The 12,797-nt window shown below is 49.5% G+C and carries 8 protein-coding genes; 6 read left to right on the top strand and 2 right to left on the bottom strand.

What is annotated here, in order from left to right; translation table 11 throughout:
* The first annotated feature begins 4 nt into the window (after nt 1-4).
* Nucleotides 5-1,387, top strand: coding sequence for an HlyD family type I secretion periplasmic adaptor subunit (locus PsAD26_RS17255; RefSeq protein WP_208985740.1), 1,383 nt, complete (start codon nt 5-7; stop codon nt 1,385-1,387).
* Between the two features lie 51 nt (nt 1,388-1,438).
* The gene (locus tag PsAD26_RS17250; protein ID WP_208985739.1) at nt 1,439-2,230 is read left to right on the top strand and encodes a transglutaminase-like cysteine peptidase; all 792 of its coding nucleotides are present in this window, start codon (nt 1,439-1,441) and stop codon (nt 2,228-2,230) included.
* A 21-nt stretch (nt 2,231-2,251) separates the two neighbouring features.
* On the opposite strand, the gene PsAD26_RS17245 is transcribed toward PsAD26_RS17250, so the two are convergent.
* Both PsAD26_RS17245 and PsAD26_RS17240 read right to left on the bottom strand, forming a co-directional pair.
* The gene (locus PsAD26_RS17245) at nt 2,252-3,208 is read right to left on the bottom strand and encodes an ornithine cyclodeaminase family protein (protein WP_063311447.1); all 957 of its coding nucleotides are present in this window, start codon (nt 3,206-3,208) and stop codon (nt 2,252-2,254) included.
* A 156-nt stretch (nt 3,209-3,364) separates the two neighbouring features.
* Nucleotides 3,365-4,513, bottom strand: a complete 1,149-nt coding sequence (locus PsAD26_RS17240; RefSeq protein ID WP_063311446.1) for an iron-containing alcohol dehydrogenase — start codon at nt 4,511-4,513, stop codon at nt 3,365-3,367.
* A gap of 495 nt (nt 4,514-5,008) precedes the next feature.
* On the opposite strand from PsAD26_RS17240, the gene PsAD26_RS17235 reads away from it, so the two are divergent.
* The 4 genes from PsAD26_RS17235 to PsAD26_RS17220 all read left to right on the top strand — a co-directional run bounded on the left by PsAD26_RS17235 (nt 5,009) and on the right by PsAD26_RS17220 (nt 12,788).
* The gene (locus PsAD26_RS17235; protein ID WP_063311750.1) at nt 5,009-7,042 is read left to right on the top strand and encodes a hypothetical protein; all 2,034 of its coding nucleotides are present in this window, start codon (nt 5,009-5,011) and stop codon (nt 7,040-7,042) included.
* Between the two features lie 142 nt (nt 7,043-7,184).
* Entirely contained in the window at nt 7,185-10,595 is a 3,411-nt protein-coding gene (locus tag PsAD26_RS17230) for a multiheme c-type cytochrome (protein ID WP_084403726.1), read from the top strand.
* A complete protein-coding gene (locus PsAD26_RS17225; protein WP_063311445.1) occupies nt 10,595-11,413 on the top strand; it encodes an FTR1 family protein in 819 nt (272 codons plus the stop codon). Before PsAD26_RS17230 ends, PsAD26_RS17225 begins: the two co-directional genes overlap by 1 nt.
* Nucleotides 11,397-12,788, top strand: a complete 1,392-nt coding sequence (locus tag PsAD26_RS17220) for an FAD-dependent oxidoreductase (protein WP_063311444.1) — start codon at nt 11,397-11,399, stop codon at nt 12,786-12,788. The genes PsAD26_RS17225 and PsAD26_RS17220 overlap by 17 nt, the downstream gene beginning before the upstream one ends.
* Nucleotides 12,789-12,797: the final 9 nt, after the last annotated feature.

The raw sequence follows: 12,797 nt of genomic DNA, 5'->3' as shown, positions 1-12,797 counted from the left end.
ATCTTTGCGCCTATTACATCTGATGGAACCGGTTACAAATTGGATGAGGCTAGGTGCTGAAACCAAGCGACTTCCGCGCGGTACTGCTCAGGTGTCCGTTGGATTGGAAAATGCCGTGTTTGCGCGCGCACGCTTGTTGGTCCTGATGATCGGGTTGCTTTTGATTTCGTTCGTCTTCTGGGCCGGTTGGGCGCAATTGGAAGAAGTGACACGTGGAGATGGGCGTGTCATTCCATCTGCAAAGATACAGGTCATTCAAAGTCTTGAAGGAGGGATCGTCAAAGAGGTGCTCGTAAAGACGGGCGATCTTGTCAGTAAAGGCGACATTCTGATCCGTTTGGATGATACGGGGTTTTCTTCCAATCTGGGTGAGCTGGTAGCAAAGCAACTGGCATTGGAAATTGCTCGTGAACGGTTAGAGTTCCAATCTGTTTGGCCTGAGCGTGGGGAGGAGCTGGCATATAGTGATCACTATCATGAGAATGCTGAGCAGATTGTTGCCTCTGAGCTGTCTCTTTTTCAAGCCAACCTGGAAGGATTGAAGGGCCAAGTCGCAATCAATCGTTCGCGCGTGGCACAACGTATGGCGGAACTTGAAGCCTCAGAAAACCAGAGACGGAAGGTTCTTGATTTACTGCTCCTTGCAAATGAAGAACGAGAGTTGAAAGCGCCGCTTGCCGAAAAGCAGATTATTCCCCGCACAGATATGCTTAAGCTTCAGCGTGAAATTGGCGACCTTGAAGGGCAGGTCAACACGCTTCAGGTCACGGAGGGGCGATTGCAGGCGGCTGTTGAGGAGGCCGAACAGGAGATTGAAGGTGTTTACACCAAGTTCCGACAGGCAGCACGTGCTGAGCTGAGCGAGGTGCAAGCGCAACTGGACATTATTGCGGAAGCTTCCAAGGGGGCCGGTGACAAGGTTGATCGCGCAGACATTCGCGCACCCATGGACGGCATCGTCAACACGATTGATGTGAGTACAATTGGCGGCGTGGCTTCGCCTTCTCAGCAGCTTATGACCATTGTGCCCGTTGAGGATGTTTTGCTCGTTGAGGCCAAGGTCAAACCTCAGGACATTGCTTTTATTCATCAAGGGCAACAAGCGCTTGTTAAGCTCAGCGCTTACGATTTTTCCATTTATGGGGGCTTGGACGGGCAAGTTGAAGGAATTTCTGCAGACACTGTTTACGATGAAAGTACTCGTGAGCAATTTTACTCCGTAATTATCAAAACCAAACAAACAGAGTTAGAAAGTCGCAACAAGAGTCTTCCCATCCTTCCAGGGATGATCGCCTCCGTCGATATACTCACTGGAGAAAAGAGTGTGCTTTCTTACATTCTTAAGCCAGTCAATCGTGCACGTGAGGAGGCACTAAGAGAACGGTAATGCGTTATGGCTCTTCCGGAATACCGGGGCAAACACCGCAGGAAACGCGGTTTGTTGCGACGAAGCTTTGTAGGAATGGTGGTTAAAGCTGCATTTCTGACTGGCATTGTGTCCAGTATGTCCAGTGCGCAAGCCGATAATCTGCGGTTTAGCTATCAAAGCAAAGTGCGCCGCCGTCGTCTGTTCTCTCTGGTGAGGTTTACGGCTCCAAATGCCACAAAGAAACGGGAAAGCTTTGGGTTATTTGGGTCGGTTGAAATTAATGGCGGCAATAGCAGGGCATTCAGGAAATGGCAGGTCGTCCTGCCTGAATGTGACCAACAATTGGCCTCCTTAAAGGAATGCTTTGCTGGAAATCTGCGGTGTGCAGGTTCCGTGGACTATTGGTCACGCATTATCCGCGGTGTTGGACACAGCAAGTCACTGCGACAGCTTTCGCTGCTCAATTCTTATATCAATGAAAGTGCTGGATATGATCCTCAGGCGATTGCCGCTGGGCAAGCGGACGTCTGGCGTGCACCTTTGCAGTTTCTGGGTTTTCAAGGTGATTGTGAGGACTATGCGATTGCCAAATATTTCAGTCTGTTAGCGCTGGGCTATGAAGAACCAGATCTGCGGTTTGTTGTGGTGAAGGATAGCAGGCGGAAGGTCATACACGCTGTGACTACGGTTCAATTTCAAGGTGCATGTTATGTGCTGGATAGTTTGAGGCCAGTTGCGACCAAGGAAATCGATCTGCTTCATTATCAGCCATTGGTGTCTATGCAGCGGGATTTACACTTTACACACTTCAGAACGGCAGAGATGCGGCAACGGTTTTGGGCTCAGCACAGAAATGGATAACTGTGCTGAGCATAGATTTGTCTACGCGTTTAGCAATTCTTTTGAGTTCTCATAGGCGAGGATTGCTCCTGCCAAGTCCTCCAATGCAGCACCGACCGATTTGAAGAAGGTGATTTCATTTTCACTTGCTCTGCCGATGTTGTCGCCTCTGGTGAGGTCATAAAGATCAGCCTGAACATCTTCAGGTTTCAACGTACCGTTTGCTAGCGGGATGGTCAGGTCTCCAGCCTCCTTCATTGCGCCTGCACGCGTGTCGACAAAAATGCGCGAGCGGGAGATAACAGCATCATCTGCTTCGCGCATTTTAGGGGTGAACCCGCCCACAAGATCAAGATGACATCCATCGGACAGCCATTCACCCTGTATCAGGGGAGCATTGGACAGTGTTGCAACGGAAACGATATCAGCTTGCTCAACAGCTTTTGGAAGAGATTGCTCAGCGACAACCTTAACGCCAAGTTTTGTGCTCAGGTCCTGCGCATTATCCTTTGCCTTTTCGTAGTTGCGGCCCCAGAGGGTTACTGTTTCAATCTGTCTTATTGAACAATGTGCCTCAATGAGGTTTGCTGAGAGACGGCCCGTGCCGACCATTGTCAGGCTCGTTGCGTTCTTGCGAGCAAGGTAGTCTGCAGCAAGAGCTGAGGCTGCTGCAGTTCGGCGGGCCGTAAGTTCGCCGCCATCAACCAACGCAAGCGGTGCGCCTGTTTTACCATCAGAAAGCAGATAAGTGGCGGAGACTGCAGGAAGTCCAATATCTGCATTACTCGGAAAGACACTGGCGAGTTTTACGCCAAAATAGGCGCCCGACTGCCATGCAGGCATGAGTAACAAGGTCGCGTCTGCTTTATCCGGCACACCCATGGTATGATGGTGCCGAACAGGCATCTCGCAGCCCTCTTTGAACATTGTTCTCAAGGCCTCGACCAATGATCGGAAGGGCAGGGCGTTTTTGGTTTGGGTGTCGGACAACTGCAACATACCCGTTTCTCCCTCATAATCTGCGAAAGGATGCTCTGATATCTCACAGGGATAGCGGGAGGTGGATGAGTTTGTCACTTGAGATTTCACAGGAAACAAGTTGTATGCACAAAAAAGCCCGCCGGTTGAGTGGCGGGCTGATTGGTTCTTTGTGGCTCAGCGAGCTGAGTACACGATGTCTTTGATCACGCCTGGTGTGATTTTTCCATGCTCGCCGATTGCTTGCAAAAAGTCGCGGCTTTCGATGATGTGCATGAGCGTGTCGATGTCGTTTTGATCCGTAATATTGGCATCGGACAGACGAATTGGCATGGCCAGTTGTTGGTAAAACTCTTCAATCGCATCAACTGTCTTTTCAGCCAGATCTTCAGATGGAGGTAGAGCGAACACTGTGGTCCCCATTTGCTCCAGTTTTGCGCGCTTCAGTTCAATCTGGCTGCGCAAGAGGCTTGGCTGAATGATGGAGAGTGTTTGGGCGTGGTCAATACCGAAACATGCGGTCAGCTCATGTCCAATCTGGTGTGTTGCCCAATCTTGCGGCACACCGCATGAGATAAGGCCATTCAAGCCTTGGTTTGCTGCGTACATTAGATTGGCACGCCATTCATCAGTATCGCGTTCCGGATAACTCTTACCCAGTTGAACGAGGGTTCTTAGCAATGCTTCTGCATATCCATCCTGTACCAATGCACCGGTCGGGAAGGTCAAGTATTGCTCGCAGACGTGGACGAACGCATCGACCAAACCATTCTTGAGTTGGCGCTCTGGCAAGCTTTTCATGGTGTCAGGATCGAGAACCGAGAACACAGGGAAAACAAGCGGAGATCCGAAAGCGAGTTTTTCGCCTGTGGACTTACGCGTGATGACTGAGTTACCGTTGGATTCTGACCCTGTTGCTGGCAAAGTCAGTACAGATGCAAGTGGTGTTGCCTTTTGAATGCGGTGTTTGCCACTTGGAATATCCCAGTGGTCGCCGTCATAGTGCGCAGCAGCTGCCACAAACTTACAACCGTCAACAACAGACCCACCCCCAACTGCGAGAATGAAGTTTAGTTTCTGTTCTTTAACAAGCTCGACTGCTTTTTCGAGTGTTTCGAAGCGGGGGTTGGCTTCGATTCCAGAAAATTCAACCACGGCGAAACCTTCAAGCGCGCTTAACACTTGCTCGTAAACACCGTTGGCTTTGATCGATCCACCACCATAGGCCAGTAGAATACGACTTCCAGTTGGGACCTGATCCCGAATTTCCGATATTTTTCCTTGACCAAACAGAAGTTTAGTTGGGTTTTGATAATTGAATTTCATTTTATTGCCCGGACAATTGAATTGTGCACACCGAACTTAATGCACTTTTCCCGGGTTTGAAGAGCCGAAGTGAAACTAATTCACTTAAATGAACTAATGAGTGACGAAAGTGGTTGAGAGTTCTTACAGATCGGCTTCTTGTCCCAAAATCAACTCGTGGCCCTGCATCATTTATAGGCAGCGCTCTTTGGGGCTTAACGAACTGTTTTGTCATTGGGAATGGTGAAATGCACGGTTGGCTGGGATATGTAATGTAGTCATAAACCCATATAACATATTGATTTTTTGAATGATTATAAAACATGAATATTTAAATCATATTTGACTTTTATCATTTGCGAAAGATGTTCAGTTTCTTATTTCTCGGATTGCAAATCATTCTCAATTGCGAATAGCTACCAGTTTTGCCCTGGTGATCTATGCGTGTTGGAGGGGGATAGGGGAGGTTTGCTTATGTTGGGCCATCCCCCAAAAAAAGAGATTCCGAGTTTAAGCATGTTGAACAAAACGGCACTTTTATCATTCGCATCGGCAGTGGCAATCAGCTCCGCAGCTCTTGCTGGTTCCCCTGAAGTTAAAGTCGAGGTTTTAGACAAGATCTTTGATCCAGCAGGTGGATTTCTGGCCTATACTGAATTTGAGCTTTCTGGCGAGCCTTTAGCGGAAGGTTTGGGATTGGACCTGGATGTTCTGGACCCAAACCTAGTCAACCAGCCAACCGCCTTCGATTATGCAGCAGGCATCGAGAGTTATGAGTACTCTGAAGAAGCCATGTATGCGGTCAACTATCAGTCCAAGATGGGGCCGCATATCGTAAATGGTCCGCTTAATAAAATGCGTGGTGGCTCGCTTGAAAGCCTTGGTAAGCGTGTCATTGAGTTGGCTGGGTCTGTTGCGTTCCCAGTGGAAGAAGTTCCACTCAACATGTATCCTATCACCTTCCCATATATATCAGCACTGCCTGAAATTGGTCAGGCAATTGACAGTTCTGTCGTCTCCAGCGATGCGGCTGATATTCTGACTGCCCTCGGAAGCTCCAAAACTGTGAAGATCGATATTCCGGCTTACTTCCGTGATTACGCATCGCTCTCCTGGAAAGAAGAAGGCATGGACAAGTCCTTCAATCCGGGTGCAGCAGCAGGCATCATGCTCAAGGATGTTATGTGGGCGCAGGATTTCCTCGGTGGTATGCACACGATTGCTGAGGATCTGGAAGTCGAAGCCGAAACCTCTGTTATGGATCAAGATGGCGTGCATGCCCTTGGAGTGTCTACGGCGGATGGTTTCAACGGCGTTATTCTGACTGAGATGATCAATGATCGTCTGATTACACTGCGTGATCAGTTCGGTTATGACGGAAAGATGCTTGGTGCGAAATTGACAGCGTCTTACGATCCGGCACAAGGTCCAATTTGGTTTCCGCATAAAGTATCGGTGACCGAAAAAACAGAAAACTCTGTGAAAGCTATCGGGTCTCTAAAAGTCATCAATGGGGCATCCACACTGCGTGACACATGGCTGATGTTGTGGCCACTTTCTGAAATTTACGCGTATAGCGACCAACGTACCGTGAACTCAAACCAGAACCCGGCTTTCACCGCCGTGTTTGACGGCGCGCCATTTGCTGCAGCTGCTGATCTGAACAAAGACAGAGATCCTATGAATGACATTGTTTCAGATGATGTCTTCTCTGCTGCAAGCGTGCTGACAAACGCTACTTTCAAGAACCTTGATGCACTGCACTTCAACAAAGATGCGGGCACACTGGTTGATCGTTATGATGGCAAGCAAGGCACCAAAGTTACCACTTATGACGCAGCCTATGCTCTTCAGGCACTAAACATTTTCCAACGCTCTCAGGATGCGCTGGCTGTTGGTTATGCCTCTGCTGATGCGGGTGAAAGTCTGGAAACTGCACGCGGCAAACGGGCGCTTGAGCTGATTAAAGCGCAAGCAGACTTTATTCTGAAGAACTTGATTGCTGAGAACGGTCTTGCGGTTGATGGGTTTGAAATTGGTAAGGGGGCAAACGCGGAGCAAAGCCTTGGTACGCAGTTCGCTGTTGTCCATGGATTGACCTCGGCATTCCTTGCAACAAAGGATGAGAGCTACAAAGAAGCTGCGCGCAAGCTGTTCCTGACTATTGAAGCGAAGATGTATGACAAAGCTATTGGCACCTACGCCGCTGTGCCAGGTCAACCAACTGAGCACACACCATATACCGCTGCTGCAATCAGTGCTGGACTGCGCAGTGCGATGCTTATTCTGCGCAACAGTGAAGGTGAGAATGAACCTTTGTTGGATCTGGCAAGCCTGACACAACGATATGAAAGCTGGTTCCGCACTGTCATTAATGGCCGCAATGTAAATGAAGGCATGCAGCTTGCTGAATGGCTGGGCGATAGTGGTGAGAATGTTGTTGCTGGCAGTGAAGATTTCGACACAGATGCAGATGGCGTGCCACAGATCACGCAAGCAGGCACAGCTATGGTGATGGCCGGTAAGGTCAAAGTGTTTGCTGCAAAATAAGTAGTTTGCCGCAACTTGAAACAGCCGGGGTGTAAAACATCCCGGCTTCTTCTGCTTGTTAACCTAAGTCAAATGCGAGGCATTCGCATTTAGCTATAGAGACAACAATCATAATAATCTGACGAAGAATCGATCCACACTCATGGATGATGCAAGCAAGAATAGCGTACCAGTCAATGGACCTAAGCCAGCACAACCCAGCGCAATAGAAATGTTCTGGAAGCGTCTTGGTTACAAGAGCAAGCATGCTGAGTTTGTGCTTTACTTCCTCACGATCAGCGGATTGATGCTGTGGGATGTTGTCGGGCTTCCCTGGCAACTGATCCAACCTTCGCTTGCCATACACTTCGTCGTCTCACTAGTTCTTTTTCCCTTGTTCGTTCTTCCATTCTGGCTTTCTCATCGTGATCTGATCAAGAAGAACGGTCGTCCGTTCCTGCGCAGAACGGGTCAGATGATTGAGATTGCGCTGGTACTGCTGGTTCTCAGTGGCATTTATCTCGCGTTTTTTGGCAATCGCGGCAATGTAATGGGGCAGCTGGCATACTGGCTTCATCTGGTTCCAGCATTACCGGTTTCGGTATTGGTATTCCACCACGCCAAACGCTATTCGATGGTTAAAGTTGCAGCCTGGATCTTCCCATTTCTTCTGGCACTGGTGGCACTCATGGTACCAGCCTATGCTGCCGTTGAAAGTGGCTCCCTTGTTCTCAATGATGAGGGCACAAAACTCATCTCAGCAAACTTTGATGCAGGTAGTGTCACGATTGTTGACCGCGGCTCGAGCAAAGTTCTGCAAGAGATCAAGATCGGTGGTGAGGTACGCCGCATCGCATTGGATGAAAACCAGAATATCCTGGGTGTAACGGACTACACGGGTGACCGTGTGGTTTTCATTGATCTGAACACAAATGAAGTTCTGTCCGAGTTCAAGACCGACTATCGCCCGTTTGGCATCATCTATGACAAGACCAATAACCTGTTCTGGGTCTCGTTGTTTGAAGCGCACAAGATCATTGCGATTGATCCGAAACGAGGCGTCACTCAGGACATCGACAGCGAGGAAACACCGCGTGGTCTCGCTTTGCTTAGTGATGGTCGTCTGATTGTAACACATGCCATGGTTGGCAAAGTATCCATTTGGGATACCGCAGGCGCTAAGCTTAAACTTCTGAAAACGATTAGTTTGGCTGAAACACAAGATAGCGATGAAGCTGTTTCTCAAGGCGTTCCGCGCATCCTGGATGATATTGCGGTGAGCCCGGATGAGAGCGAGGCCTGGTTGCCGCACGTTCTTTGGAACTTTGATCATCCTTTCCAGTTTCAATCCACCGTGTTCCCAAGTGTCTCGCTGCTGAGCCTCGAAAAGGGGCGAGAAGAAGAAGTTACAGAGCGCCGCAAGCATCTTTTCAAGCAAATCAACATTATCGACACCAATAACCGCACGCGCATTGTCTCAAACCCCCATGATGCCGAATTCTCCGAGGATGGTAAAAAAGTTTATGTGACGTTGGCTGGCAGTGAAGATTTGATGGTCTTCGATCTAACCCGTAGAACGGCCCTGATCAGCAAAAAGAAGCGCAGAGCACGTCGGAAAGGCAAGCTGAATCAGGGCGGTGCGAAGGCCATGCAGATCTTTCGTCATATCCCGGGCGATAACCCACGTGGGCTTGTCGTGTCTGGTCACGATATCTTTGTGCAAAACGCGATGACGCTTGATCTGGTGAAGCTGAAGAGAGGTGGGGACGGCCCGTTTGCCCGCGTCACTCTGAGTGAACAAGCTCCAGTTCTACTGGTGCAGAATGATCCGGTTGAAGCCAAGCTACGTCGTGGCAAGATCCTCTTCAACAGCGGCAACACTGATGATGCAAAGCTGACGCCAACCACTGGTGATTTCTGGATGAGTTGTCAGAGTTGCCATGTGGATGGTTTCAACTTCACCAACGGCTATCTTTATCGCTCTACGCCAACCAAGAAGTTCGACCGTGCTACGATCGGCCATGACAATCTGAACAACATGATATCCGGTAACTTCATTGGTGATTACTTGCGCATCATGCAAAAGACGCAAGGTGGTATGGGCCATGATGACCGCGATGGGGCTTTGCAGATCAATCCAGATGAACCGACAGAGCCGGTCAAGCGCGATATGGAGGCATTGCAAGCTTTCATTACGTCACGTGGAAACTTACCCCTGAATGCGAGTTGGATACGCCTTGATGATGATCGGAAGGTCCTACATGAGAAGGATTGGGTGAACTCAGCCGCATGTGCGTCCTGCCATTCTGACATGTTTGAGCAATGGGCAGATTCAAACCATCGCCTGATGGGAGAATCCAACCCATACTTTATGGTCGTGAAGTCCGTTGCCGAACAGACCGAAGGCAAAGAGTTTGGCAAATGGTGTCTCGGCTGTCATGAGCCTCAAGAACAGTTCACCGAGCCTAAGGCAGCTCCGCAAGATGCGCATATGTTTGAGAAGGGCGGCGCAAGTCTCTTTGATGCTCTTGAAAAAGGTGTGCCGGATTCAGATGAAGGCACGGGCTGTTTGTTCTGCCACCGCATCACGCGCATTGAAGCGGCCATGGGTAAGACGGCAGGTACCAATGCCAGCTTTACCGTCAACGTGAAAGACAGAGAACAGTACATCTTTGAAGACAACGACAATGCGCTGCTGCACTGGGTGGGTAACCGACAGATCAACGCTAAGCCTGATGTGCATGCAAAGTCGTATTCTCAACCATTTTACAAAGATTCCGCTCTGTGTAGCACTTGCCACAATGAGGTAGCTCCAGGCACAGGCAGCGTGATTGTGAATACCTATGGTGAGTGGGAGAAATCCTCCTATAACAATCCAGCGGATCCTTCCAAGAACCGTACTTGTATTAGTTGCCACATGATGGCTGACGTGCAGAAAATCGGCGAGAATGTTCCGGGTATCTCCACCGATGGTGGCAAAGTGAAAGACAATGTGGTGACACACCAGTTCACTGGCGCCAATCACCATCTTGTCGGCCTGCGCAACAAAAAGCTTTCAGAAATGAGCATCGAGCTTTTGCGCACTGCTGCTGAGTTGGAAAGCTACATCGACGGAAACGGTAAGCTGGTCGTTCGTGTCAAAAACGTTGGGGCAGGGCACGCCTTACCAACTGGCGTTGCAGACTTCCGCCAACTTTGGCTGGATGTAACCGTAAAAGACGCAAATGGCACAGTTATTTTGGAAGACGGCAAGATGGACGCAAAGGGTGTTGTGCCAACTGACGCACGCATGTTCCAAAAGGTCTTTGGCGATAAAGACGGCAAGCCAGTCGGTCTGCTGTTCTGGCGTTATGAGAAAATGCTGAAAGACACCAAGATCCCGGCAGATGGTTATCGGGATGAAGCCTTTGCGATGCCAGAGACTGCTGCATATCCGCTCAGTGTGGATGTGAAGATGATGTTCCGCATCTATCCGCAGTGGGTGACCGATGCGGTGCGCCAATCCTACCCAGATCTACCCAACCCGGAAGCTGTCGTTATGGCTGAACTTACTCAAACACTGGAGCGGCCATAATGTTTGCCAGTTTTCTGATCACATTCCGCGAAGGGCTGGAAGCCTTTCTGCTGGTTGGTATCATCCTGTCTTACATGCACAAACTTGGCGTAAGGCACTTCAACAAATACGTCTATCTGGGTGTGGTGCTTGGGTTGATCGTATCATTGGCTTTGGCCTTCATTTTCCAGGTGGTGATTGATCAGTTTTCCAACGAGCACTATCAACACCTGCTGATGATCTTCATCCTGCTCTTTGCCACGTTGGTGTTGAGCTACATGGCGATCTGGATGCACAAGCAAGCTAAGGCGCAGGTCGACCATGTCAAAAGAAAGCTGGAGTTCCACATCTCCTCGGGCAACCTGTGGGGCATGGTGTTCCTTGCGTTCATTGCTGTGCTGCGTGAAGGGTTTGAGACTGTACTGTTTTTCTCAGCGCTCATGTACTCAGGGCAGGGCGTTACACTGGAAAACGGCCTGATCGGCGCAACGATCGGCCTTGTTGCATCCATCTTACTGGTCTGGATCATGATGCGGGGCACCCGTGAAGTCCCAATTGCTCCGTTCTTCAAATACACCAGCCTGCTCATCATCATTATTGCCGCCGGATTGTTTTCCTCTGCCATCAACATGCTGCAAGCAATTGATGTTGTGCCGATCATGGTGGAGCAGATTTTTAACATCTCGTTTGTTCTGGATGATCAGGGCACCTTCGGCACTTTCATGCGGGCACTGTTCGGCTATAACGCATCTCCAACGCTGATCCAGTTTACAAGCTGGGCACTTTACCTTGGACTATTCCTGAGTTTCTGGAGCCGTGGCTATGCTAAGAAAGCCTGATCATGTTTTGGTGTTGGGGGCAGGTCCAGCTGGCCTGACGGCTGCTATCCGTTTGCTAGAAGCCGGCATTCAGGTCACCGTGCTTGAAAAGGCTTCAAAAGAGGGTGGCCAAAGCGGCACAACAACTTTTGAAGGGCGCCACGGAACCTATCGTTTTGACTATGGCGGGCACCGTTTCATCACGCACAATGCGCAGTTGTTACAGTTGGTTGAAGAGCTGGTTGGCGATGATCTGCTGACCAGCCAACGCAAGAGCGTTATTCGCTTTCAAGGACGTACTTATAGTTACCCTTTGGCGATGGGCAACATTCTTAAAACGGCACCAGCCTCTCTGCTCGCTGGAGTATTAAAAGATCTTGCGGTTCTTCCGTTTTCACGACCATGCGACGACAACTTTGCAACATGGATTACTAGCCGATTTGGAAAAACGCTCTACAAAAATTTCTTTGAAGGATACACAGGCAAACTTTGGGGCATTGATCCAGTCGACTTGTCCGCAGACTGGGCTGGTCAGCGCATAAGTCTGTTGGACTTGAAAGATGTTGCCAAACGCCTTCTACCAATAGGTAAAGATACCCCGCGCACCTATGCCAGAAGCTATCGTTATCCCAAATATGGATTTGGTGTAATCTTTGAGCGTATGGCTCATAAGGTTGAAGCTCTTGGTGGTACAATCATCTATGACGCACCTGTTGAGGGTTTTGACTATACGGCAACTCGAGTTAGTACAGTGAAAGCAGGAGGCTCTTCCTACCCTGCAGATGCTGTTCTCTCCACGCTCTCTTTGCCTTACATGGTAAAGTTAACAGGCGGCAAGAGTAGGTTAGCATTCAGGGGCCTGCGGTTCTTCAATATGCCGCTTGAAATGAACAATCTCTCGGACCGCACATGGCAATATCTATCTGATCCAGACATCATGGCGACACGCTTGCAGGAGCCCAAACGACGTTCACCGTTCATGGCTCCAAAGGGGCATACCTCTGCTATGCTGGAGATCCCATGCGATCCGGGGAGCGAGCTGTGGGAGATGGACAACCAGCAGATGTTTCTCAAAGTCTGTGATGTTTTGAACAAGCTTGGTGTCGACAGCTCAGCAGCGACAGGCGAATATTTCTCAACTTATCAGCGGCAAGCCTATCCACTGATGACAGTGGGGTATGAGAAGAGCCGCGCAAACGCAATCGCTCATCTCAATCAGTTTGACAACCTGATCCAATGTGGGCGGCAAGGTACCTTCCGCTACATCTTCACAGACACCTCGATGGAGATGGGACAAATGGCTGCTGATGCGCTGATTAGCGAAAAGGATCAGCGTACTACCATCTATGAACATCGTAGTGAAAGAACCGTTATTGAAACGGAAAGTGTGGCTTAGGAGGTTAGT

The sequence above is a fragment of the Pseudovibrio sp. Ad26 genome (assembly GCF_001623285.1).
In the GTDB taxonomy this organism is placed as follows: Bacteria; Pseudomonadota; Alphaproteobacteria; order Rhizobiales; family Stappiaceae; genus Pseudovibrio; species Pseudovibrio ascidiaceicola.
The sequence above is the reverse complement of the archived record's forward strand: the minus strand, read 5'-3'. Positions and strand labels throughout refer to the sequence as shown.